This window comes from Paraburkholderia sp. CNPSo 3272 (assembly GCF_024206495.1).
Lineage (GTDB): Bacteria > Pseudomonadota > Gammaproteobacteria > Burkholderiales > Burkholderiaceae > Paraburkholderia.
Genome location: NZ_JAMBPQ010000011.1, coordinates 148493 through 173625, shown reverse-complemented (window position 1 = coordinate 173625; position 25133 = coordinate 148493). Strand labels below are relative to the sequence as shown.

Genomic DNA, 25133 nt, shown 5'->3' with positions numbered 1-25133 from the left:
GACCACATTAACAGCGCCCCCGCAGTCCGGCGCCGCAATCGGGAGCAGCCAAGCTCACGGCTCACGCAACGCGCTCGGGCTTCGATGAAACCTGCTGCTCAAGGCGTCCCATAGACTTGTAGATTGAGGTCCAACTGTTCAACGCGACGTCAGAAGCCAACAGGCGACGCTGATCATTAGAAAGGTCCTTGAGCTTCGCATTTTTGAGCGTCTCATCGACCACATCAGTCAGCGCCATCATGCGCTTCTTCTCGCGGTTGCGGAGGAAAATGCCCTGTGCAATCAGCGCCATCAACGCGACAGCGATCGTTGCGATCATGGCCAACCGCGCACCGTACCGCTGGAAAAACGTGCGCTCTGCGAGTTGCATTTCGAACAGGTGCGAGGAATCCCATGCTCGCCATCCAAAATTCGGCGCGCTCGCAGAAACCGCAAGGTTCGGGGCGACCTTTCCGACGAAGTAGAGCTGGAACGAGTGACTTCCGTTGCCGTTGGTTGACCGGAGCACCTGTGGCACCTTGAAAGAAAAGGCCACGGTGCGGCCATGAACAACAGGCTTGATGCTCTCAGCGACCGAGAAGTCCTCGATACCGCCATCCATAGCGCGCGCACCGAGGAACTCCGGGAGCGAGCCATCGGCGTTGTTGGCCGCAATGGTGATCTGGGTCTCGGCGGCGTCCCGATCCGTGTAGTTGTAGAGCACAATTTCAGTGTCGGCTACCTGGTCGATTTTCGCGTTCGTCTGCGTGTTCTGAAGGATGAACCGTGCGTTCGGGACGGGGGATAGCGTGCCCCATGAAAGCTGGGGAACCTTCTGGATATCAATCTGGCGTGGGCGGTTTTGTGCCTCGTCCGCGCCGATAGTGGCATACAGCTGCCCAAGATAGGCTGAGACAGCAAGAAACAACGAACCGGCAAGCCATTTGGCAAAAGATGCGATTTTGGTTTGAGCCATATAGTCAGATCAGTTTGTCCGTTTACTTCGCGAAACGCCTCGAAGGGCAAATCACGGTTGGATACCCACGTTTTGGTGATCGGACAAAATGGCTCTAAATAAAGGGGGGATCGCGAATATTTTTTACGCCCGCGTAGCGACTTGCGTTTGCCTAGCGAGAACCGCCCAACGTACTCGTGGCGCCTCTGCCTCGCGCCGACCCAAGTAACCTTCCCTGTTCGGCAGGGCCGCTTTGCGAGCAGAACCGCGGTCTAGAAGGTAAAAAGGGTGGGCCAGTTTGGCGTCCGGTACCCGAGGCGGCCGCGCGTTTTTGGCGGCCTACGCCTAGCCGACCGACACCCCCTGCGGCGTTGGCGACCGTCAGTTCGTAACTTCCATGGGGCAACACCCTCACCGTTAGGCCGCGCCGGAAGCATCAGCGCTGCAATGTTCGGCGGCAGCCGACGGACGTGTGATCCGACGTGATCGTCTGCGCGATGCTGGCCTGCCACGCCACCTTTGTGGCGCCGGCTTTCCGTGCGGGAAAATGCCGATCGCGTACCTTTCGCTGGCGAGATGCGCATCGAAGAGCGCTGGAGACGTCCCTCCGGCTCTGATACGCCGCTCGACAAGCGCTTTCACCGTTTCCTTGTTCTCGGCCGAACATCTTGCACCAAAAATGATCCCCGTCAGCGCACGCCGCTCAAACGGCAGGAGGGTTTTTGCACCGTGCGTGCGCAGGATCCGGCTTTCCTGCTCGTAGGACCACTCGGTACTCTTTGTCAGAAGAGACCTCAGCGCGTCGGTCCTGTCAGGATTGGTCCACTCCATCGATGGATAGGTGTCACCGTATTCGACCGGCAACGCGTACGTGAAGACATCGGGGTCGGCGGGAACATAGAAGACGAGGCAAACACCACGATGGTTGTGCGCGTAGTGCGCCCACATCAGCAAACTACGGGGCGTTTCCGCCATTGAGTAGATCCCGTAGGCGTTTGCATTCAGGTCATACGCTCTCTGCGCCCGTATCTTCGCACGGCCGTGCGTCAGCATATCGCCATGCAGCGCTTCCCGTTGTTTCATGTTGAGGCCGGCAGGCTGCCCTGCCCGCCTACCCTTCGCGCTCGACTTGAGCTGCTCGAGCCTGGCTCTGCGCGCCTGCAAGTCTGCGCTGACGCGGACAACGCATTGGGCATCGAAGGGATCGTTGAACTGCTCGCGCGACGACAGATAAAACGTGGAGCTGAGCAAAAGCGGCTCGAGATGCTGCGCCGAAACGTGACGGTACTTGTAGAGCAGCCGCGGATACCTGCTTTGCTGGTTCAACACACGCCGAACATCCCAGCACGGATCCGGAAACAGTTCACTTTTCTTCATGTTGATAACAGGTAGACGGCAAGCTAAAGGAGGACCCTAGCGCCTCGCCATTCGTTGCTGGTGATCGCTGCAACGATAACCGCGCGGCTGACTTCTCCGGCGCGTTTTAAGAAACAGCCCGGCACAGCAGCTGTTAAATTGCCATAAGGCCAAGTGCCACGGGGTCGGCCGAAGAACCGCCGCCGCGCGCCGCCAACAAAAACGCCACCCGAAGGTGGCGTTGTCGGTGCCCGGGCGGAATCAGTCCTGCCGGGATTCGGCGGTGCGCCGTGCGCGCACGCGCAGCGTCGCGCGATAGATCGGCCGGGCAGGCTGCTTCGGCAGCGTGCCATTCGCCATCGCGGCCTCGGTGTGTTCTAGGACCACGGCAAAGCCGCGCTTCTGCATCGCGACCACTTTCGGGCGCAACCTGCTAGATGCGTTCAAAGCCATAGAATCCTCCTTCGTCAGTGGCGGGCCGCGTCACACACCGGAACGACGCCCCGAATTCGCCCCGGCCAAACCGGCGCGACATCCTATTATAGAGCGAGTCGAGCTTGCCGTTCTGCGGCGCATAGAAATACTGGCGCACGGCCGGAAACGCTAGGGCATGCCCTTCGACGGCCACAGCGAGCACCTCCATGAACTGCCAGATCATGCCGGGGTCCGGCAGCGGCCACGCGCCCGGGTCGAACATGGTGTCCCGGTCGGCGCCGGCACGCAGGAACTTGACGATGCGCGAACCCGTCGCCGGAATGAAGCCATTGTTCCATGCAGTGGCTGTGTCGCGAACGAAATCGGGGTCGTTTCCCGCGTACGCCATGACGTCGGCGAAGAAAACGAGAAACCGCGTACCGGCAAAGTCGATGCCGACCGCTTCCACGGTTAGGTCAATGGGCAGGGGCTCGGTCACGACGATGGCGTCGTCGGGCGGGTCCGGAAACAGGCGGGCGATCAGCGCCGGGGTCACATAGTCGATCATTCGTCGGTCGGGCTTTTTCGCTCCATTGTATCCACACACGGGCTCTCAGGCCCCGCCGCGCGATTCGCGCCGCCAGGCCCGTTGCCGGGTAGACAGCTCTAATTTTACAGGTTTGCCAACATCGTCAAGTCTGATAGCGGGATTATCAGACATGCGGTTTCATTCGCCGGGCCGGGGTCAATTGCGCCAATTCGGACGGGCCGTCTTCGAGGTGAATTAACCCGACGGAGTTGCCGTAACTTGAGGCTGGAATTCGCGGTTCGGAACTGGGCAGACTGGCCGGCGCCACGCTCCTCGTACGATTAAGTCCGCCAAACACCGGGCTTGAGACGCTTGCGACTTGCTACAAATTACGTATCGTTCGATACATGCATGCCTCAAAGACGAGGCCTCCGATGATTGGCCGGTCTTCCCAGTGAAATTTGCTGACCCTCGATCTCGGATTCCGTGAAACAAAACCTTGCGGAACGTCCGAAAGTCCCATCACATATGGTTCTCAGGTCGGATAGCCTGCTCATTCGAATGTTTCACGATTTTGCACCGAGCGCTCCGATTCCATTAAAGCCGCCCGGGGCTTTGCGCCCGGGTTAGGTTAGGTAGGAGCGCGCCCGACGGTCCGCGAGACTGCTCATCGTGTCTCGCTCGCGCTTTCAACTGCCGCGAAATGAGTGTCTGGCGGCGACGACATTGCCACTTTTTGCCTTGCCTGCCGTCGCGCGTCCGAGCGGACACTGCTCCGCGCCGCAGGCGTTTTCTTTGCATTCGAGTCGGTGACGGTTAGTTGTGAAACTCCGCGCGTTGCAGAGATCATGTCGGCTGGACGACAGATCCCCAGGGACTGCGCTCGACGTGGTCGCCACGCTGCGCGCATTTCGCGTTGCTCATAGACTGATGCGGCCCTTATCCCCAGCGTGACTTTATCGACACGGCGGTTGCGTTGATATTGCTGGCGATTGAGCGCGGCGATGCCCCACTCCATGGACCGGGTTCGGAGAAACCAATAGGGATTTGCCGTGAGACCTTTGCGCCAGTCGCCAGCAGCCGACTCAGCGCCGAGATTCTTCCCTGGCCGCTATCCGTACGGGGTCCCGAGAGCGGAAAGCGTAGTCGAGCGCGGCAATTGTCACATCATCGGATGCGTACGAGAGACCCGTGAAACCGAAAACACCCTACTCCCCCGTTCGTTTTTGCGCTGAGAATCGCGACCACACTCGGCGCAGTCCCTTATCAAAACAGACCTGCTTACCGCGCTCCCGCCGGTGATTTATCGTCACGCGAGAAGGGGTGACCACCTAAAGCGTCACTCGATCGTTCCCTCGCCCGCTGCTGGCACTCTTTCAGCGTGGCAGCAGCGAATAACCAAGGGGGCTTCGACGTCGTAGAGAAGATTCTCGATCAACATCCGGCGCGGATCGAGTCGAGCAACGTCTAGCGGAGAAGTCTCCGGGGGAGAACGTCGGAGATAAACTCCGGCTCTATCCCGGAGAACGGATCGTGCGCAGAGCCAAACTGCGACCTTATCCAGGAGTCAGTGACGCCTACTGCCCCGGGCCCCGTGGGATACGTTCGCCTCAACAAGGGGGACTCGCCCGTCTTGTGGGTGGAGAAGGCGAGGCTGCCCGTACGTTTCGTCATCGGGAAACGTGGTGCTTTTCCCGCGCGCACACTGTCCCGACCCGTTTACCAATCATTGCCTAGATACTGCGTACCTGACTTGCCGGTTTCTACGTAGAAACTCGTTTGTGCCGGCCTCGCGCTAAGACGATCGCAGATGGAACGGGGCGCTCACAGTCGCCGGTTTCTACGTAGAAACTGGCCGGCCCCCAGTTAGCATCAAGCTCTCACTCGGTACGTCAAAGGCTCAGTTTCTACGTTGAAACTGCGATCTCCTTCGCCGCAGGGTGTAACGCAACTACGGGACGATGCGCCCCGAGAATTAAATTTAAATGCCACTGATGACCGTTGCCGTACAGAGGGCTAGCGTCAGCCAACCTTCACGGACTCGCCGGCTTTTAATAGAAATCTGCGTGGACGCCGGGTCGGAGCGGAAAGGCCATTCGCTTCTACGTCTGGTTGCCATCTCGGTAATGGGAAGTTTCTACGTAGAAACTCGTTTGTGCCGGCCTCGTGCTAAACCGATTGGAACGGGGCGCTCACAGTCGCCAGTTTCTACGTAGAAACTGGCCGGCGCCCGGCCAGCATCGAACGCTCGGTCGATACGTCGAAGCCTCAGTTTCTACGTGGAAACTGTGCTTTCCTCCCCTGCGGTGGTGCAACGGAACTAATGGGACGATGCGCTCGGTAATCGACTTTTTAAATGTCACCGTTGATCGTTGCCGTACAGAGGAGCTAGCTTCAGCCACCCGTCACGGACTCGCCGGCTTTTACGGAAAGCTGCGTGAACGCCGGGTCGGAGCGAAAAGGCCGTTCGTTTCTATGTCCGGTTGCCATCTCGGTAATGGGAAGTTTCTACGTAGAAACTCTTTCGTTGCGGGCTGTACCACGTCACGCTATTCGCTAAAGCGCGGGGTGTGCCTGTCGCTCCCGAAGATCTACACATTTTGCGGCGTGTGGCTCCGGGGAGAACTCCAACTCAAATCTAATCTCCAAATGACTTCCGTAGCGCTGATCCAAAACCTCCGTTGTTGAACATCTTCTCTCCCGGACCTTCGACACGAGATAACGAAGGCTTCAGGCTCGATTCCCACAAAATTTCATTGAAATCGGCAAATTTCCTTGAAATATTTTGCCGCGCTGCCTAACATTCTGCGAACCTTATATCTGCCGGTTTCTACGTAGAAACCGCAAGTGATGAGTGTCCTGAGCGGAACAACGAATGGAGCCCGCATGGCAGCAAAAATAATTACTGTCTTTAATCAGAAAGGTGGGTCCGGGAAGACGACAACCTCCTGCAACCTCGCCGGCGTTCTCGGCTTAAGGGGACATAAGACGCTGCTCGTAGACTTGGACGAACAAGGCACGGCAACTCTTTCAGTTGGCGCAGCGTCTGATGATCGGCCGTTCCCGGCTGCATTAACGAGCCTGTCTAGAAGTCCACGGCCGGATCGTGAAATCGCAAAATTCGTTGATGACTATGACTTCATAATCATCGACTGCCCGCCGGCGATTCGGTCCAGTGCCCCGTCCGTTGCGCTGCTGATCTCCGATCTTGGTTTAATCCCGGTTGGCGCCTCGGGCGGTAACCTCTGGGCGGTTCAAGAAGCGAAAAAGCTTGGGGTTACCGCTCAGGTGACAAATCCCGACCTAAAGCTTCGCTCGCTCGCCAACATGGATCAAAAGGTGACGATTGTTCAGCAAATATTTGAAGCCGCTGAGCAAGATGAAGATATTCCGATGCTAAAGACGCGTCTGGGCTTCCGGACTGCGTACAAGGAGGCGGAGGTCTCCGGGAGCACCGTTTTGCAGATCCGCGGTGCCAAAGCAGCGCACAAGGAGATCAACGCATTCGTCGACGAAGTACTGAAGGTCCTAGGGGAGTAACGATGGCGAAGAAGAACTTCTCAGCGGCACTGAACGCCGGCGTGCAACGCGATAAGGAACTGCGGGACACGAGCATCGCTTCTCGCTTTGAGCGCGTTGAAGCCGCCCTCGACGGTCGCGAGACGCTTCTGGAAACCGCCCCGGACGAGTCCCCGATCCGGGCGGTGGCTCCCAATACCTACGTAGAGACGCTGGAGCGCGACGGCAAGATTACAGCGATCTACGCTATGTGGCCTATCGACAAGATTGACGATAATCCGCTGAACAGCCGGACCATCTATCAAGAGGAAAAGATTTCGGCCCGTGCCGCTTCAATGGCAAAGGACGGGCAGCTTGTGCCCGCGCTTGCAGCGAGACACCCTAGCGACAATACGCGAACGATACTGATCGACGGACACTATCGAAAGCAAGGGGCACTGCGGAATCGCGGCACCACGTTAGACCTCAAGATCCTGGATGGCCTCGCGCCGATCGATTTCTACAGACTCGCGCGGGCCGCGAACAATGAGCGCGAACAAGAGACGGTCCTTGACGTGGCACTCGGATACAAAAAACTGCTCGACGAGGGCTATGCGAAAACGAACGACGAACTCGCACTCTTGGTTGAGGAGGGAAAGTCCAAGGTCAGTAAGACCCTGGCTGTGCTGGAGCTGCCGACGTCGGTGCAAGAGTTCATCGCTCTGTATCCAGAGCAATTCGGTCTCAACATTTCGTACGAACTCTCGCAATTTTTGAAGGCAACTGACGAACCGAAGACGCGCGAGCTTGCTCAGAAAATCGTCGATGAAGGCTTGTCATTCCTGAAGGTGAAGGCGATACGCGAGGGGCTTTCGCAGGGCCGCGCTCCACGAAAGACGTTCACAAGGCAATACAAAATCTCGAGCTCTGAAGGCGCTTCGATTGGAGCAATCAAGGAGTGGGGTAACGGCAATATTCAGGTTAGTTTGGCCTTGGAAAATCCAGAACGCGCCGCGGTCTATATCGAAGCACTCAAAAAGCTTCTCGACGAAGACGGCCACAAGGCACATTGAACTTCGTTGACGATGTACCCGTGGTGGGCGCCGCTATCCCGCGCGCGCTCCCGCATCCGCCTTCGGGAAAGCTGATGGCCCCCCGCCCGCGGACGGCGGGACTCGAAAGGTGACGTTTTCCGGGCCACGGATGCGATGTATCGCATTGGCAGAGTCGACATCACAGCGTTAGCCCGGGAAACGTCACCTTTCTGTTCAGCTATTCATCCCGTTCCTGTTGAAAGACCGCCCGACACAGAGGGGTTTCGCGCCGCGGGTCGGAAAGCGTCACCTTTCGCGTTTTTGACCTCAAGGACGAGTGCAAGCGCTCACTTCAAGGCACACGTCGGTGATTCTGGGTCGGAAAGCGTCACCTTTCAACCTGCCCATCGGCAAAAGCGGGTCGCCAAACGTCACTTTTTGCTGGGGCGGGGTCGTGCGGGTCGGAATACGTCACCGAGAACTTGACTAAGTTTGGGGGCGCGGGTCGGGAAACGTCACTTTTCGGATTTTGCGCAACTGCACTGGCTCGTCACTTTGCTCGTGACTCAGGTTTCCGGGTCGGGAAACGTCATCTTTTAGCCGCGAAAGCAGCCCGGAATGAGTCACCTTTCGGAGACGGTATCGTCAAAAGCAGGTCGGAATAGGTCACCTTTCCGTCTAGGGCCTCGATTGGGTCGGATAATGTCACCTATGTTCGGAAGGCTGACGGAAAAGTTGTTTGGAATCTGCGAGTTAGTGCCGCCAACACTCAGCGATTGCGCCCAGGTCTTGCCAGCTAACAGAGTGCCTGTGGAGCACTCGTCTCATGGGTGACATTTTCCGACCTGGATTGGCGCTCCTAAGATCGTTTGTCGCGGCGCATCAAAAGTGACGTATTCCGACCTTTGATAGGCTCCGAAGCCCGTTCGAAACCTCTTACGCTCCGCGCTTTGGGCCTTTTGTTGTTTCGCAGCGACTTTATCTAGGCTTCTTTTGTAAGACAGTTAGTAAACTCGTTTGTAAAACCTTTTGTAAACGGTCGGCGAATCTTCGCAACTATTTGTTTATTCGAGATTTTTGGCGTCTACTTTTACTTTTGAGGTGACGCATTCCGACCTCGACGTGACGCAATCCGACCCCAAGTTGACTTATTCCGGTCTGGAGTGGACGCATTCCGACCGTTATCCACAATGGTGACTTGATTAGTGCCGATGTCACCTTATAATTGTGACGTCCATGGTGAGGAGTCACTTTTGTGCCGCGAAAGAAAAAACAACCCGAAGAGCAACCGCAGGTAGAGATTGTAGAAGTTGAACCGATCACAATCGAGAGTTCGGACGAGCCCGCAACGGACGGCGACGGTCGGATCAGGGGCACTGTCGCCATGAGTCGGGCGCTGGTGAATGCTCAGCAAGGACTCTCGCTAAACGAGAAGCGCGTGATGATGGCGGCGCTCCGTTGCGTCGACAGCAAAAAATCTCCTTTCTTGCACGGGCGCTCGAACGGCTATGTCTCGGTTCGTGTGAGAGCGGACGAATTCGCTGCGTTGGCAGCGCTGGCTCCTAGAACTGGCGAGAAGCAGGCAACGGCAGCGTACGAGGGGTTGCGGGATGGTTGCGCGAGCCTCCAAAAGAGAACGCTGACCTACATGGATGGTCCACGGAAGGTATCTCTCAATTGGGTCTGGAAAGCCGTGTACCACGAAGGCGAGGGCTGGGCAGAGATTTCATTCTCGCCGGACCTGACGCCACACATCTTCTTGCTGCAGCGACGGTTTGTGTCGTATCAGATCGAGTTTGCGCGAGGCCTTCAATCACTCTATTCGTGGCGCCTCCTCGAGTTGTTAATGCGCGAGCGAGATCGAGGTCGTTTGCTGATCACCTTGGAGGATTTTCGCAACGTGCTTGAGATACCGGACACATATCGATTCGCGGACATCAAGCGCAGAGTGATTGAGATGGCTGTGAATGAACTGAACTCGAAGGCCGATCTCGTGATCAGTTGGAAGCCCGTAAAGCTCGGGCGCGCCGTAAATTCTCTGGACTTTCAGTTCATCCAGCATCCACAGAGTCGTCTTGACCTAGGCGACGCGGCTTGACGTTTCACCGGGTCCTGGTTTTTGGGCCCGGCGATTTCGTTCTCAGCCGGCGTTGAGCTTTCTCGGCATTGGCGGCGATGTCCGCGTCGAGCGCCGCTTTAAACATTACGAACGCCGTTGAAATAAACGTCTCCACTCGTGGAAGATGCGGTAGCAGCTCATCGAGATCAGGAATATCTACGCGTAGTGACTTTTTGTCGCGCGCCAAGTGAACTTGAATCTTGTTCGGCGCGCGCTGCGGGATTCTATCGAACACGGCGAACTCCAAGATGTCATCCACCGCGGCGTAACCTACACGTACAGCCTCGCGCGCTCTTCGGATGAAAACGGCCTCGCCAATCTTGTCGATCGCGTCCAACAAGAGTGGACCAATGCGAAAGCTGATGTGCTCCGCGCCACCGATAGCGTCGACGACTCCTGATGGAATGCGCGCTAACGCGATCGCTTTCGATACGTTCGGTCTGGAAACGCCAAATGATTCCGCTAGATCACGGTGTGAAGACCATAGGCGCCTCTTAAGCATAGCTTGATAAAACAGGCCAAGTTCGTAATGCGAGGCGGAGTTAGCGCGCATGCGCGCATGGACAGCTATGGCCGTCACTCTGTTGGGAATAGGTTTCGGACTGGTTTTCGGTTCCATGATCGTCAACGTTGTCGGATCTCCAAAGCTTAATTGCCCTGAGTTAGTGTCAAGTGTGGGAGCCCGGAAGTCGTGTTTTTGGGTTGATTGCTTGTATTGATTGCAATAATTGAATTTTAGAATCTAAAAATGTCATATATTGACATGAAATTTGCAATAATCCCGTTTAGGCGCCTAAACGGAAAAGCCTCGCTTCTCGTCGTAACTTAATGTTTTTAAAGGATTTTGGCTGAGAGCGAAAGTGTGAACCGTTTGAACCGAAGGCTACTACCTCTGCGCAATCGGATTCCGGTCAAAAGCTACCGAAAAACTGCACCATTCCGGGTTTAAGCGTTTAGGCGCCTAAACGAAACGGCTTCCAAAATGCTGCTGCCGCAATCGTATGCAAAATAGCTTGTCTTTTGCTCCGGGGACCGACGCCCTGGACTGATTCAATTGACGCGAGCCCACAGTCTGCGCGCGTCATGCCCCTCTTTCGTAGTCGTTCCCGTAAAGAAATTGCCCTTTCCACCGCACCGGGAGGGTATTCCGAAGAAGATCCGGAAGGGATCATCTTCGATCGTGGCACGCGCCTGCGCGTCAGTCTCAACCACTCGAAGATCCTGAACTTCGTTCTGGCCTTCGTCGCGGCCGGCGCCGTGTGGACGCGCCAGCCGCCTCCGTCCGTCGTGAAGTCTTACGGCATTTCCGCCGACGCCGGCGGCCGCCCGCTCGTCCGGCAACTCGCAGCCTACAAGCCAGACGATCAGGCGCTGCGTTCGTCCGTCACCGAGTCGGTGCAGCGCTGGTTCACGATTGAGCCGGTGCTGTCTCCGACCATCGAAACCTCGCGCCTTGCCCGCAATATCAATTCGGTGAAGTCGCAGATGGTCGACAACGGCAAGAACCAGTTCGCGGCCTGGCTCAAGGACGATGCGCCGTTCCAGGAGATCACGCGTAATCCGAAGCTCGTTCGCGAGGTCAAGGTCAGCAGCGTCTCGGTGCTGGACGATTCGACCGTCGTGGTCGAGTTCACGACCTCTACGACCCAGTTTCCCGCCGACAAACCGGTCGACAAACGCTACGCACTCACGCTGCGCTACCAGATCCTCCCGGCCAGTTCGGACGATGCGGTCGGCACAAACCCCTTCGGGATCTACTTCCCGTTCTTCACGCTCCAGAAAACCGCATGACGATCCCGGCATCCCGCTCACTGCTGCCGCTCGCCGCGCTCGCCTGCGCGCTGGCGATTTCCCATCCCGCGATTGCCGCGCGCAAAGTTACGTCGGCTGCCGGTTCGCTCGACGTCGGCGCTATCCTGGGCGACCCGATGAGTCCGGTGAATCCGTACAACTCCGGCACGGATCCGGTCACGATGCCCAACGACGCGCGCATCGTAGTTTTCAACTACAGCCGCGACCAGATCTTCCGCATCATGGCTGCGCCGCTGAAGCTCACGACCATCGAACTTGCGACCGGCGAGAAGCTGATCACCGACCCAGCGATGGGTGACTCCGTCCAGTGGATCATCGACACGGATGGCGCGAACCACGTCTATATCAAGCCGGTAAAGCCGGGGCTTGTGAATACGCTCCACCTCACGACCAACATGCGCGAGTACGACATGACGCTCGTCTCGTCGCCGGTGGGCGGGCTCTTCTACCAGAGCGTGCGCTTTCACTATGCCGAGTCGCTTATGGCCAAGGTCCGCGCTCGCGACAACGCTGATGGGAGTGCCATGGCAACTGGTGCGGGTGGACCGAACGACACTGGCCCGCTCGGTGTCTCGCCCGACAAGCTCAACTTTGACTACAAGATAGACGGGTCTGCGCCCTTCAAGCCGGAGACGGTGTTCGACGACGGTAAGGCCGTATGGCTGCGCCTGCCCGCGGACGCGCCGTTCGCCGTGCCGATCGTCAAGGATCACGGCGATGACGTGAGCCCGAACTTCATCCGTCGCGGGCAGTACATCGTGGTCCAGCAGATGGCCGACAAGATTGTGCTGCGCGCCGCCAACGACGAGGTGACGATCACGCGCCGTCGCCCGGGCCTCTTCGGGTTCTGAACGCATGTCGACGCAGAACTCCTCCCCGACCTCCGACCAGGACCGCGTCGTCAAGGGCAAGTCGCCCCGCAACGCGCTCGTGGCTGTTGGCGCGATCTTCGCCGTGCTCATCGGCGCAATGGGCTACTACTACCAGTCGAAGGCAAGCGACAAGGCCGAACAGCAGGCGAAAGATGACAAGGCAGCAAAGGCCGCCGCCTCCGTCGATCACGGGCCCAGCGGGAACGACATCGACCGGATCATCAGCGATCAGCAGGCCGCAGCGCGTCGCGACGAAGAGCGCGCGCGCAAGGCCGCGGCTGCCGGGGCGTCTGCGCCTCAGACCGCCAGTTCGAAGCCGGCGTTGTCACTCGACCAGTTTGAAGCTGGCTCGCGTACCGCAGACCTGTCGGCTGGCGCAAAGGAAGACAACGTCTACGCCTCGCCGATCTTCATCCCCGGTGTAAAGGTGAAGGCGCCGGCCGACGCGCAGAACGCGGGCGGCGTGAACGGCATCCTGACGCCCCAACAGATGGCGTTGCAGCAAATCGCCGCGCAGCAAGCCGCGGCTGGCAGTGCAGACGCGCAGGCAAAGGTGCTTGCGGCTGCAATGGGTCAGGGCAACACCAAAACCTCGTCGGCAGACCGCGATCTCGATTTCCTCAAAGACGCAAAGGCGCAGTCCGCGTCGGGTGAGGGTTTCCTGAGTGCCGGCTTCGTGGGCCAGTCGGGTTCGTGCACGCTCTCGCCGCCGCACCACATTCCGGTGCTGGTGATGGAAGGGGAGAACTCGGATCGGCCTGGAACCGCCGCGCTCATGGTCGAACAGGACGTCTACGACAGCGTCACGGGCACCTGCCTGATGATTCCCAAGGGGGCCATGATCACCGCGCCGTACCAGAGCGACATCAAGGTTGGCCAGGAGAGCATTCTCGTCGCTGCTACCGAGATGCGCCTGCCCAACGGCAAGCAGGTTCCGCTCTATGGTTCCGAGGGCGCGGACCAGAACGGCTACGCCGGTTTCTCCGGCGACGTGAACAACCACTTCCTGAAGATCTTCGGTGCGTCGTTTTTGACCGCGATCCTGCTGAACCACTTCACCAGCGACACGAGTTCCACCACGACCGGTCCATTGGGCGTCACGCAAGTGGGTAACACGGCTGGGCAGGTCGCGGCGCAGACGTCGCAGTCCATCCTGAACCGCTACCAGAATATTCCACCGACGATCACGATCAAGCCGGGCCAACGCTTCATGATCAAGGTGAACCGCGATATCCATCTGGAGCCGTATCGTGGTTAAGCGCGCCCTCAGTTCTCTCGCGATATCTGCGCTCCTGTCCGGCACGGCGCACGCGGCCTCGATTGCGCAACTCATCAGCCCGGTTTCGCTCGTGCTGTCCTCGAGCGGCGCTCGCGAAGTTGCGGCACTGGACGGAAAGCCTGTGCTGTATTGCGGCCTGGCCGCGTTCGACTCATGGGCGTCGCCTCTCGTTGGGCAGTCCGTGCGTAGCACGCCGGAGCAGGGAATGACTGTCTCTGTCGACGCGCGCGACGTCTCGCTCGCGGGGCTCATGATTCGCAGCGGCTGGCTGCAGCCGGACGAACTCGACGACGAAGCGCAGGCCGCGATCACGGAAGGCCGCGGAGGATGGGCGTGCGCAAGGGCGGAGACGCCCTTCGTGCTGCTGCATACGAGCGTCGATCCGAAGGTGCTTGCGGGCATCGCCCTGAACGAGTCGGCCTACAACGGCCGCGCATGGCCGTGGACGCTCAACGTTGCAGGCCGGGGCTTCTTCTTTCGCTCGCGCTCCGACGCCTATGGCGCGATCCGCGCGCTCATCGCGGCGGGCCGGTGCGACTTCGATGTCGGAATCATGCAGATCAACTACTGCTACCACCGGTGGCGCTTTGCCTCGCCGTGGGATGCCCTTGCGCCCGCAACGAACATCCATGTTGCGGAAGCGATCCTCAACGAGAACTACAGCCGCACGCATTCCATTGCGAAGGCCATTGCCTACTATCACAGCGCCAACCCGGTGCCGGGCAGTGCTTACCTCGCGCGTTTCGTGCGTCATCTCAACCAGATCAACGCGGGCCTTTGACGTCCTCCCCCGCCTAATGGCAGGGGATTCCCACAACCGGCGATGCACGTCCGCATCGGAGAATGTTTAACGCAGCATTGGTATCACGATCATGCACGACACCACAGCTACTGCAGATCCACTCCCTTATTCGCAGTCCCGCGATACCTTTCGGCCGCGTCGTGCTGCTTTTCGAGCCGCACGCCGAACAGGACTGGGTAGAACCGCTTTCGTTCACTTCCTCGAACGTGGCCCCGTGCGCCATCGCTTTATAACGGAGCTTGTCCCGGAAGGACGACCAGGATGCGTCATAGACACTCTTCGCCATCCTGGTTTTGGCGAGTTTTGCAGCCGACACGTTGCCGACCGCGATGTAATCGAAGCGCCGCACCAGATTGAGCGCGAGCTTGTGCTGGAAATCGGCGCGGGCATTCGCAACCTTGGCATGCAGCTTCGCGATATGCCGCTTATGCTTGCGCGCACGCTGTGCCTTCGCCAGCTTGTCAGACGCGCTTCGACCAAACCGGTCATTGGGCAGTTTTTCGCCGGTAGAAAGCGCAGCAAAGTCCTTCAGACCAAGGTCGATGCCCACACCCGCGCGGATCGGACGCGCGGACACGTCAGCGACCTCAATCACGATGTTCAGGAACCAGTTGCCGCGTGCGTCGCGGGCGAAGTTGGTGCCGTCCTTGATCTTGCCTTCGGGCAGCGGGCGGCTGCTGAACACGCGGAACGTATTGCCGGCGAAGCGGAACGAGTCACCCTCGCGTTTGAGATCGCGGCCCTTCAGAGGCAGCCAGCCAAGAGCGTTCCGTCCGCGGTAGCGCAGGTAAGGACGCCGGTGCTGGCTGCGCGACTTCGCGTACTGCTCGCACGTCGCGTTGACCGTGCCGGAATGGATACCAAGTTCCTTGCTCGAGCCTGTTGTCAGCACATTCAGGTCGAAGCCCGTTGGCCACTTCTTGCTCCACTTGAGCGCGTGCTTCTGCGTGTCGTTGCAGAAGTTCCATACGTAGTTCACCGCCCGGCTCTGCGTGTTGAGCAGGCCGTTGAGCGACTTTACGCGGTAGCGGTAGACAAGGATCATGCCGGTCATTTTAACCATGGGATGCCACTGTCAAGCGGCGGCGCTCCGTTCCTCGCCGCCATGAATGACCGGGTTGATCGGAGCCAAATCAGATGACGCGCAGGCTTCTTACTCTCGCGACCTTGTGCGCCATCGGTGCTGCGCAGATTGCCTCTGCGGCAAATACCGACCCGTTCGATTTCGACTACGAGATCGCGGGAGGCATCGCCGAGCGGCCCGCGCTCGTCTTCAACGATGGATCGAAGACCTACATCCAGCCTCGCGCCGGCCAGACCATCTCGGTGACGGGCAGCCACCAGGAAGGTCCATACGTGGTGGTGGAGGGCATACCTGCCACGATCCAGTTTAGCGTCGCGGGCCACACTGCCACGGCAACGTGGAACCGTGCGAATTCGTTCATCGGTGGTCACGGCGTGGTGCCCGGCGCAGGCGACGACCAGCCTGTCGCGTTCTCCGGCTTCAGCGGGCGACTGGCGCTTGTCGGTGACCGCGGGCCGCTCGAGCCTGTGCGAAGCCTCAACGCCACCATGCCTGTTGGCTCGATCGTCAAGGCACTTGTGCCACAGGGCTGGAGCGGCTCCGCGCAGAAAGATGTGGACCTGACGGCGGCGAACCGCTTCGAGACGCAGCCGGGCGAGAACTGGATGCACGCGCTTGATCGTCTGATGACACAGACCGGCCTCTATGCGGACGTCGATTTCGACAAACGCCATGTTCGTCTGCGCCGCGAGGTCGAGAAGTCCGGTGCGCTGGCCTATGCTGCGGCAACGGTGACGCATGCCGACCCGGTTTCGGCAGCGTCGGACGCTGTCGCAGTGGTGCCCACAGCGGAGTCACTGCTCGCAAAGTACTTCGGTGCGAACGCGATCCGCGATGGTGACGACACCCACACGCAGATCCGTTTTGCCGCGAAACCGAAGGATCTCAAGTTCACGCGCGCGGATGGGAGCTCGCTGCATCCGAAGTGGGATGCGGATACGGGCGTGATGACGTTCGACCGTGCGGATCGTTTCGTTGTCGCTGATGCGACGAACCGCGTCGAGGTGGCGCGTAGTGCGGGCACCGTCTATGACTTCCCGGCTGGCAACGGCGCGCACCTCGAAGCCGTATTCGACGAAGGCGGGCAGACGTACTTCAAGTTTGCGCCGACCGTCATCAACGTCACCGTCGCGGACGTGCATCACCTGGGCTCGGGCGAGCAGAAGGGCCGTTTCTACAAGTTTAGCGGCACCTCTGAGCAGTTCATCGTCACAGCCGACGGCAATATGGTGAGCGTGCTTCGCCGCCACGACGTGAAGTACTTCGAGCGTGCGGGGGCGGCTTCGTGATGCGCTACGCCGTCCTGCCCGTTCTTGCGCTTCTCGTTCTGCCCGCCGTGACTCGGGCCGACTGCATCGACGACGCTGCGGCGTACCGCCATATCAGCCCGCGCCTCGTGCGCGCGATCGCGCAACAGGAGTCCGGTATGCGCGCGAACGCGATCAACGTCAACGCGAACGGCAGCGAGGATATCGGCCTCATGCAGATCAACTCCTCGTGGCTTCCGAGGCTCGCACGCTTCGGCATCCAGCGCGAGCACCTCTTTAACGCCTGCGTGAATGCCTACGTGGGCACGTGGATTCTCGCCTCCAACTTTCGACAGTTCGGGCCGACCTGGAAAGCCGTCGGCGCGTACAACGCGACGTCGAGCTCACGCCAGCTTGTCTACGCCAATTCGATCTACCGACGCCTGCAGGGCCACTAAGAAAATCATGAGCAAACACTTCCCGAAGGTTTCCGGCCCTTGCGTCCGGAAGGTCGCGCAGGCGCTGCTTGCACTCGCGTTCGGTGGCGCCGTGACGATGGCCGTCGCTGCCATGCAACCCGACCAGTCGAAGGTCCCCGCGCCCGCCGGCGACGGTTGGCAGATGCTGGGCAGCGGCGGTGCGCCGGCAGCCCCTCAGGCGGCAAGCGCCGGGACCGCGGCGCCCGGCCAGCAACCTGCCCCGGCACCTGTGTCCGGCCAGACGCCGGTCGTGTCGACGGTTCTCGCCTCGGCCGCGCCGATCACGCCGGCCACGCCACAGGCCTCGGCCCCGGTATCCGTTGACGTGAGGACTGTGGTCGTCCCCGGTGCGGCAAGCGGCGAACCGACGGGCATGGTGTCCTTCACGATCACGCCGCAGGACACGAATCTGCGCAACGCGCTCGACCGCTGGCTGCAGACCGAAGGCTGGCAGCTCGCATGGAAGATCGACGACGACCTGCCGGTCGAATTCAACGCATCGTTCTCGGGCGACTTTCGTTCAGTGCTCACGCAGGTCATGCAGGCAACCGACCACATGCGCACGCCCGCACGCGTGTGCGAACACACCAACAACGTCATTCGCGTGATCGCCCGCGCGGCCAACTGCAAGGAGTGATCATGCGCCTCTATCCCATCCGTACCCTGATCGCGGCGGCGAGCGCTGTAGCCCTCGCGGGCTGCGCTGTCACGCAAAGCGATGTCAATGGCGCGTACGACCAGGCGAATGCGACAGCGAGCGCCGCGCTTGGCGGCGCGGGAAATGGCATTCCGCTCGTTGAGATTGTGCCAACCGCGTTCCTCGGCGATCGCCCGGTGCCCCTCGCGTATGAGGCGACGCTGCCCGCTGTGTTCCGCGAGAAGAAGGTGACGTTTCCGCCGAAGCTCGACATGAAGACACTGGCGACGCTGGTGTCGAACGCTTCCGGCTATCCGGTGCGTGTGAGCCCTGACGTGTTCATCGCGCGCGACAGCCTGATTCCGCGTGCATCGAGCGACGGAAAGAATGTGCAGGCGAGCTTCGGCGCGAAGGTGTACGACAACCCGGTGTACGACCAGCCCTGCGAATCGTGCGGGATCGGTCGCTATCTGCACGACGTGACGGAGAACCTCGGCCTTGACTGGTCCTTCGATGGTTCGACCATCAACATCAACCGGTTCGTCACGCGCATGTACCAGATCGCCGCGATTCCCGGCAAGGTGTCGATCGAATCGCGGATGTCCAAGGGCACGGACACGTCGACAGGCAACCAGTCGACCGGTTCGACGGGCGGCGCAAGCACGGATACCGGGTCGTTCTCGGCCATGACGTCGAGCGGGCGCAAGGGCGATTTCGACCAGATCCAGTCGATCGAGAATACGCTCAACCAGCTGAAGTCCCCCATGGGCCGTATCACGGTGAATCCGCAGAGCCGCCTCGTGATCGTGTACGACACGAAGGAAGCGGCGGACCGCATGGGCGACATGCTCAAGCGCGAGAACGCCATCTCCACGCGCCAGGTGATGCTGCGCGTGCGCACCATCCAGATTGCGCTGAATCGCGGCACCCAGTCGGGGGTGAACGCCGACATCGTCTACAACAGCATTCAGGGAGGGCTGGCCAAGTGGGCGGTGACCTTTGCATCGCCGACGTCGCTCTCCTCGGGCGGCGGCACGGTTGGCCTCTCCGTCCTGCAGCCGAACGCGCCCTTCTCGGGCACGAACGCGGTCATCAACGCCCTGAACCAGTATGGCCGCACGGTTTCCGACAACACGGTCTCCAAGCTCACGCTCAATGGCCTGCCGGTGTCGGTGGCGAACTTCCAGTCGGACGATTACCTGCGCACGACCTCACCGTCGTCCGGCAGCATTACCGGTACGTCGAGCGGTGTCGTGGGCCTCACGCCTGGCACCCTCACGACCGGCGACTTTCTGCACATCCTGCCAGCGGTCAACGATCACAACCAGATCCTGCTCGCGTACTGGCGTGACAGCTCGAAGCAGAACGGACCGTTCACTACCGCGGGCGCAGGCTCGGGCCAGACGGCGCAGGCCATCCAGCTCGCACACACGATCGGCAGCAAGGATGACGAGACCATTGCGCTTTCGGACGGTCAGACCGTTGTCCTGTATGGCGCTGTCACGGACACCGCCGACAGCACGACCAACGGGGGCCTCGCCGGTATCACGGGTACGTGGAACAAGTCGCGCACGTTCCAGATTGTGATGCTGACGGCCACTGTCGTGCCTTCGATGTGAGCGCGCCGATGCATATCACCGAACCGCTGCCTGGAGAGAAGCGAGCGCGTCTGGCGTTCGGCCTGGACTGGAGCGCCTATCCCGAGAAAGGTGCGAAGGAAAGCCGCACGCGCTATGCGGGCGACTTCTCCGCGACGCACTACGTCGAAATGAAGGTGGGCGCGGAACTCATCGGCGGTTTTTGCGCGCCCGACACGGGCGAACTCCGTCGGGTAAAGCTGTTTTCGGGTGCTGCGCGCGTCGCGATGCTCGAGCGGGTGCGCGCGAAGCCTGCCGTGCTCGTGCTCATGCAGGACGGCGCGCAGGTGCACCTTGTTCACGTGGTGCGCGGCGCGGTGCGCCACGACGAAGTGGTGACGTTGGGCACAGTGGCGAAGCGGCGCAGCGAGATCGCGCAGCAGAGCGCGAAGCTTGGACTGCCGCTCACGGTGCTGGCCTCGGGCGACGCGATCACGCCGGGCGATGAGCCATTCAGCCCCGCGGAGTTGCTGCAGCAGAAGAAAGCTGGTCGCATCGCGCGCGTGCCTGCGGGCATTCCGAACTCCATCGTCGTGCTGCTCGCGCTTGCGATCGCCGGATTCGGGGCAAAGCAGATGTGGGGTGCGCTCAACCCGCCGCCGATCGTGAACGCGGCACCCAGCTGGAGCCAACTCTACGAAAAGGCGATGCATCAGGTCTTTGCGGGCCGCACGCCGCTCGCATCGCAACTGGCGCCCGACGCACTGGCGTTGCTCGACTACATCGACACCAACCGCAAGGGCTGGCAGTTCGAGAAGGCCGACTGCCCGTCAACGGGCTTCTGCTCGCTGACCTATCAGCGTGCGGGCGGCTCGTTCGAAGACTTCGCGCGCGACGCACCGGCGGCCATGCAGCCCGTCACGTTCGCGCCGGACGGACGGCACCTGTATGCGCGCGGTCCAGCGCTTCCACGGGCAGCCACGCTGGGCGTGACGGGCATGAAGGCCTGGCCCGATGAGCAGCGCCTCATCGAGATGCTGCAGACGCCGCCGCAACGCATGTCCGTCCAGCCGTTCGATATCAAGAGCTTTGGCTACGAGGTGAAGCTCGAACCGAGCCATCCGCTGCTCGCGTCGCCGCCACCAGCAGGCGAGCGGCATAGCGCGCTGCTGCGCGAAGGACGCTGGGAGATCGACGGCTACCGGTGGCAGGCGCCGCTGCTCGCGGCGCTGCCGCCAAACATGACCCTCGAATCACTGAACGTGAAACTCGACACCGCCGCACCCGAGGAACTGGGCAAGGTCGGCATCCATTTCGTTGCGAAGGGCAAATACTATGTCGTCCAATAAATCACTTCGCCTGGCGGTGGTCGCTGCTGTCGTGGCTGCGCACACCGCGTCTGCGGCGACACCGTCTTTCGAGTCGGCTATAGCGCACGCTCCGGCACCCGCCTCCGTCGCAGCGTCGCCGGCATCGCATCCCGCAGTTGCGCCCGCTACCACCGCAACGACGGCAGTGCAGGTATCGCCGCAGACATCCGCGAGCGGAGCCGCAGCATCGACATCCGGTCCGGCCAGCGTGCCCGGAGCAACCGGCGACACGCACCTTACCCTTCGCGATATCGACGACCTCGCACGCAGCAAGCTCACGCGCGCGCTTCGCGGTGACGGTGATGCGCCCGCGAGCAGTGCGGCCGTCACGCTCAAGACGCCCGCGCCGGTGGAGAGCGCTCCGGCGGTTGTCGTGCGACCGTATGTGCCCCGCGCGCGTACCTCTCCCGTCACGTTTGTCGGTGCATTCGCCGACGGCAGTGGGCAGCACGTCCTGTACGACTACAACGGTGCGGTCTATCCGGCGCGCCTTGGCGAGAAGCTCCTCAATGGCTGGATCGCGCGCCGGGTCGACGGCCTTTCGGTCACGGTTGCCGACGGTAAGCGCACATGGAGCGTGCCGATGAGCGGCAACTCACAGGAATCCTCAGCTTCAACGTTCGTGACCGGCGCGGCACTCGGTGACCTGTCGTCACCGTTGCCACCAGGCGTGAACATGGCTCAACCGGTCTCAAGCTTCGGGAGGCACTAATGTCGCTCTTTGGAAATCTGGAAAGCAACGAAAAGCCCCGTAGCGGGATGATGGCGCGCCTTCGCGCGTGGCGCGGCAGCTTCGTGGAGGAGTCGGAATCGGCCGCGCCTGTGGAGCCCGGGTTCGGCGCGACGCGTCCGGTGCGCAGGGGGCCCGGTGCGCCGGCAGGCTCGCTCGGCGCGTATCTGCGCGATGCGGACGTGACCGATGTGGAGGCGTTTGAAAAGGCTGGTGAGGGGGGCGCTCCCGATCTGCATGCCACGGCAGCGGCCACACCCCCGGTTGTGGAGGATGTCGAAGTACGAAGTGCGGAGCCATCCGTTGTCGAAGGCGCGAACGGCGCAGCTGAGGCTGCAGGCGATGGACAGCGCGGTACCGAAGAAGTCGTCCGCGCCGGGGTGCCGACGGAATCGGCGCGCGCGCAAGTGATCGATGCGCATACGCCATTTGACGAAATTCGTGAAAGCGCAGCCAGCGATGAACGGCGCGCCGAGACAAGCGAGCCACGCGACACGCCCGAGCCTGCCGCAGCAGATGGCCACGCGCTCGCGATTCCCGACATCGAGTACACGCCGGTGGGCATGCCGCGGCTGAGTTCGGCCCAGGCGCTCGTCGACTTCAAGCGCATCCTCTGTGACACGACGCCCGAGGCGACGCTGCACATCACACCGGAGGCACGCCGCGAGTTCGTGGCGGTGGACATGCAGGCGGGCCTGGCGGTCGTGATCGCGACACGCGAATTTCATGAGACCGCTCTGTATGCGACCTATCTGAACGACCTCAAGCGCGCGCATATCTCGGTGCGTGAGGAGATGGTGGCGACGGCCGCCGTCATCGCAGACGTCTACGACCGGGCGCGCATCCGGGTGTCGAACCACGTTCCCGAAGGCTCTCGTGCGCTTGCGCTCTTCAGGGACGTCAATGACGCCGCACACGGATACGGTTCGAGCGACGTGCACTGGGAATCACGCGATTACCAGTCTGATGCAGAACTCCGCTTTCGCGTTGACGGCGATCTTTATACCTATCGCCGGATGCCGAAGGCGACCGTTCTGCGTGCGCTGTCCGCCGCCTATCAGGATCTCGTCCAGAGCAACACCAACAGTGGCAATGCATTCCAGCCTACCGCGCCGCAGTCGGCCATGATCCCGCTCGCGCTCGCCACGGCCACGCTGAACCTGCGCTGGCAGAGCGCCCCGCAGATGGGCGGTTTCGACGTGGCGATGCGCATCCTGGACGGCAACTTCCGCAACTACACCGTGCGCATGCCCGACACGATGGGGCTCGAGGAAAGCCAGCTCTCGATCATCGAATCGCTGGGGCATGTCAGCGGTGGTGCCGTGCTTATCTCCGGCGAGACAGGCTCCGCCAAGAGCACGTTGCTGCGTGCGCTTTCGTACATGGTCGATGGGCGCGAGCTCAAGAAGCAGTACGCCGTGAGCATGCCTTCGGAGTATCCGATGCCCTGGCTTTCCGATCAGTCGGTGCCGCGCGGGCTGGACGAAACCGAAGAAGACTTCCGGCGCAAGGTGGCGACAATCATCCGCACGCTCATGCGCATGGACCCGGACGACCTGACCGTGGCGGAAATCCTCGACTCCACCATTGCAGGTCTCGTTGTCGAACTCGCGCTGACCGGCCACCCGGTGCGCACCACGATCCACGCCGACAGCATCATCGGCGTCTTCATGCGCCTGCTGGGCGATCGCCTGCGGCTGGCCGCCGATGAAGTGGCGTCCGACAAGTTCATCAACGCGGTGGGCAACCAGAAGCTGATTCCGTTGCTTTGCCAGCACTGCAAGAAGCCAGCGGCCGACGTCATGAGCCCAGCCGAGCTTGAGCTGCTGCGCACGAAGTTTGGCCTAGATACGTCGAAGATGGCATGCCGCAACGACGATGGCTGCGAGCATTGCCGCAAGAAGGGGCTGTTCACGCGTGACGGCAAGGTGGCGGGGGGTACGAAGGGCCAGACGCTTGCGATGGAGCTTTACCGGCCCACGCCCGAGTTCCTCGAACACATCGTTGTACGCGACTGGCGCGGGGCCGAGGCGGCGTGGCGCAAGGAACGGGTCGCAGGCTTCGATTCGGCCGACATGACCGGCAAGACGATTTATGAGCACGCTCTCTACAAGGCTTCGCAGGGGTTGATCGATCCTCGTTTTATCGACCGCTCGATGAAACCGTTCCGCGTCTACACGGTGCTGCCGGATCGAGACGGGAGGATGCCATCGTGATTGGCCGTGTTTTCTATGGCATCTGCATGCGCCTGCCGCGTGCGGAGCGACTCAAGATCGCCCGCTGGCGCTTCCAGAAGGCGCGCGAGGGCTTCTATCGCGAGTCACGCCTCGACATCGAGCAGGCCACGGGCCTGCGAAACCGCGAGACGCTGATCGAGCGCCTCCAGGTGCTCAAGAAGCGTGCGCGGGATCGCAGGCAGATCGTCTGGCTTGCGTACGACGAGATGGAGGAGCGTATGCGTAAGGGCGATGGGCTCGCGCTCGCGATCAAGCCGTTCGTGCCTGTCGACGAGTATTCGCTGCTGGATCTCGCGTTCGCTTCCGACAAGGATGACGCGGCGCGCCGCGGCTTCGACCTGTGCGAGATGGCGGCTTCCGCCAAGCGCGTGCTGTCGAGCACGACTGCCATTCAGATGGCCTATCCCATGGTCCTGCTCTGCTACATGTACGGCCTGAGCATGCTCTTTGGCGGGATGGTCTATCCGCAGGTCCTCGAGGTGCGGCCGCTCGACCAGTGGATGCCCGCGGGCAGGGTGCTGTACGCGATCGACACGTACTGCTACGACTACTGGCTGCTGAACGTCTGCCTGCTCGCAGCGGGTGTGTTCTCGTACTACTACGGGCTCAAGCGCTGGACGGGAACGTTGCGCAACCGCATCGATGCGACGCCGATGATGTGGCGCAACCGTCGCGACCTGCGCGCCGCGCTGCTGATCGTCTCGTTGTCGGGCCTGCTCGACTCGGGGCTCACGCTCGCGGGGGCGCTTGGGCGCCTGCGCCGGCACGCCGACCCGTGGCTGCGCTGGCACATTTCGACGATGGAACGACGCCTGAAGGCCTCGCCCGAGCTACCCATGCGCGCGTTCGCGACAGGCATCTTCTCGGAAGTGCTCGTCGACCGCATCGCCGACGCAGAGCGTCGCGACAACTTCGTGGATGCGATCAAGTCGCTCGGCCGCAGTTCGCTCGATCGCGTCGTTGAGGCGGTACGCCGCAACGCCCGCACTACCCATTACGTGCTGCTCGGCATTGCCGCGGCGGCGTTTATCGGCATCGGTGTCGGCTCCTACGTCGTCACGGGCGTCACGAGTATGCAAAGCGCACTTGGCGCCGCGACCGGCAACACCTCCAATTAAGGACC

General features: G+C 61.0%; 21 protein-coding genes. 15 read left to right on the top strand and 6 right to left on the bottom strand.

Going from position 1 to position 25133, the window contains the following annotated elements; genetic code table 11:
• Positions 1–61: 61 nt before the first annotated feature.
• From M3I53_RS16475 to M3I53_RS16460, 4 genes are all read right to left on the bottom strand, one after another.
• Complete coding sequence (locus M3I53_RS16475; RefSeq protein ID WP_254316971.1) at positions 62–955, bottom strand: hypothetical protein; 894 nt, start codon at positions 953–955, stop codon at positions 62–64.
• 396 nt (positions 956–1351) lie between these two features.
• Complete coding sequence (locus tag M3I53_RS16470) at positions 1352–2311, bottom strand: DUF2971 domain-containing protein (protein WP_254316970.1); 960 nt, start codon at positions 2309–2311, stop codon at positions 1352–1354.
• 240 nt (positions 2312–2551) lie between these two features.
• Complete coding sequence (locus M3I53_RS16465; protein WP_254316969.1) at positions 2552–2743, bottom strand: hypothetical protein; 192 nt, start codon at positions 2741–2743, stop codon at positions 2552–2554.
• Positions 2724–3272, bottom strand: a complete 549-nt coding sequence (locus M3I53_RS16460) for a hypothetical protein (protein ID WP_254316968.1) — start codon at positions 3270–3272, stop codon at positions 2724–2726. The genes M3I53_RS16465 and M3I53_RS16460 overlap by 20 nt, the downstream gene beginning before the upstream one ends.
• Before the next feature lie 2847 nt (positions 3273–6119).
• Between M3I53_RS16460 and M3I53_RS16455 the strand changes: the two genes are divergently transcribed.
• From M3I53_RS16455 to M3I53_RS16445, 3 genes are all read left to right on the top strand, one after another.
• Positions 6120–6773 carry a ParA family protein gene (locus tag M3I53_RS16455; RefSeq protein ID WP_238467015.1) on the top strand — a complete coding sequence of 218 codons (654 nt, stop codon included), beginning with the start codon at positions 6120–6122 and terminating at the stop codon, positions 6771–6773.
• A 2-nt stretch (positions 6774–6775) separates the two neighbouring features.
• Entirely contained in the window at positions 6776–7804 is a 1029-nt protein-coding gene (locus tag M3I53_RS16450; protein WP_254316967.1) for a ParB/RepB/Spo0J family partition protein, read from the top strand.
• Between the two features lie 1216 nt (positions 7805–9020).
• Positions 9021–9863 (top strand): replication initiation protein, encoded by an 843-nt coding sequence (locus M3I53_RS16445; RefSeq protein WP_254316966.1) that lies wholly within the window; start codon positions 9021–9023, stop codon positions 9861–9863.
• 4 nt (positions 9864–9867) lie between these two features.
• Here the strand turns inward: M3I53_RS16445 and M3I53_RS16440 are convergent, their stop codons facing one another.
• Positions 9868–10503: a hypothetical protein gene (locus M3I53_RS16440; RefSeq protein ID WP_254316965.1), complete on the bottom strand. Its 636-nt coding sequence runs from the start codon at positions 10501–10503 to the stop codon at positions 9868–9870.
• A gap of 464 nt (positions 10504–10967) precedes the next feature.
• On the opposite strand from M3I53_RS16440, the gene M3I53_RS16435 reads away from it, so the two are divergent.
• The 4 genes from M3I53_RS16435 to M3I53_RS16420 are packed head-to-tail and all read left to right on the top strand — an operon-like array spanning position 10968 to position 14628.
• Positions 10968–11675: a type IV secretion system protein gene (locus tag M3I53_RS16435; RefSeq protein ID WP_254316964.1), complete on the top strand. Its 708-nt coding sequence runs from the start codon at positions 10968–10970 to the stop codon at positions 11673–11675.
• 2 nt (positions 11676–11677) lie between these two features.
• Entirely contained in the window at positions 11678–12547 is an 870-nt protein-coding gene (locus M3I53_RS16430; RefSeq protein ID WP_254316999.1) for a TrbG/VirB9 family P-type conjugative transfer protein, read from the top strand.
• A 4-nt stretch (positions 12548–12551) separates the two neighbouring features.
• Positions 12552–13826 carry a TrbI/VirB10 family protein gene (locus M3I53_RS16425; protein ID WP_254316963.1) on the top strand — a complete coding sequence of 425 codons (1275 nt, stop codon included), beginning with the start codon at positions 12552–12554 and terminating at the stop codon, positions 13824–13826.
• Positions 13819–14628, top strand: a complete 810-nt coding sequence (locus M3I53_RS16420; protein WP_254316962.1) for a transglycosylase SLT domain-containing protein — start codon at positions 13819–13821, stop codon at positions 14626–14628. Before M3I53_RS16425 ends, M3I53_RS16420 begins: the two co-directional genes overlap by 8 nt.
• Before the next feature lie 13 nt (positions 14629–14641).
• On the opposite strand, the gene M3I53_RS16415 is transcribed toward M3I53_RS16420, so the two are convergent.
• Complete coding sequence (locus tag M3I53_RS16415) at positions 14642–15694, bottom strand: transposase (RefSeq protein ID WP_254316998.1); 1053 nt, start codon at positions 15692–15694, stop codon at positions 14642–14644.
• Positions 15695–15786: 92 nt separating this feature from the next.
• On the opposite strand from M3I53_RS16415, the gene M3I53_RS16410 reads away from it, so the two are divergent.
• From M3I53_RS16410 to M3I53_RS16375, 8 genes are all read left to right on the top strand, one after another.
• Positions 15787–17022 (top strand): TrbG/VirB9 family P-type conjugative transfer protein, encoded by a 1236-nt coding sequence (locus M3I53_RS16410; RefSeq protein WP_254316961.1) that lies wholly within the window; start codon positions 15787–15789, stop codon positions 17020–17022.
• On the top strand, positions 17022–17438 hold the full coding sequence (locus M3I53_RS16405) for a lytic transglycosylase domain-containing protein (RefSeq protein ID WP_254316960.1): 417 nt from the start codon (positions 17022–17024) through the stop codon (positions 17436–17438). Before M3I53_RS16410 ends, M3I53_RS16405 begins: the two co-directional genes overlap by 1 nt.
• A gap of 7 nt (positions 17439–17445) precedes the next feature.
• The gene (locus M3I53_RS16400) at positions 17446–18096 is read left to right on the top strand and encodes a toxin co-regulated pilus biosynthesis Q family protein (RefSeq protein ID WP_254316959.1); all 651 of its coding nucleotides are present in this window, start codon (positions 17446–17448) and stop codon (positions 18094–18096) included.
• Positions 18097–18098: 2 nt separating this feature from the next.
• Positions 18099–19715, top strand: coding sequence for a type II secretory pathway protein (locus tag M3I53_RS16395; protein WP_254316958.1), 1617 nt, complete (start codon positions 18099–18101; stop codon positions 19713–19715).
• A gap of 8 nt (positions 19716–19723) precedes the next feature.
• Positions 19724–21022: a hypothetical protein gene (locus tag M3I53_RS16390; RefSeq protein WP_254316957.1), complete on the top strand. Its 1299-nt coding sequence runs from the start codon at positions 19724–19726 to the stop codon at positions 21020–21022.
• A 166-nt stretch (positions 21023–21188) separates the two neighbouring features.
• Entirely contained in the window at positions 21189–21755 is a 567-nt protein-coding gene (locus M3I53_RS16385; RefSeq protein ID WP_254316956.1) for a hypothetical protein, read from the top strand.
• Positions 21755–23989 (top strand): ATPase, T2SS/T4P/T4SS family, encoded by a 2235-nt coding sequence (locus M3I53_RS16380; protein ID WP_254316955.1) that lies wholly within the window; start codon positions 21755–21757, stop codon positions 23987–23989. Before M3I53_RS16385 ends, M3I53_RS16380 begins: the two co-directional genes overlap by 1 nt.
• The gene (locus M3I53_RS16375) at positions 23986–25128 is read left to right on the top strand and encodes a type II secretion system F family protein (RefSeq protein ID WP_254316954.1); all 1143 of its coding nucleotides are present in this window, start codon (positions 23986–23988) and stop codon (positions 25126–25128) included. Before M3I53_RS16380 ends, M3I53_RS16375 begins: the two co-directional genes overlap by 4 nt.
• Positions 25129–25133 lie beyond the last annotated feature (5 nt).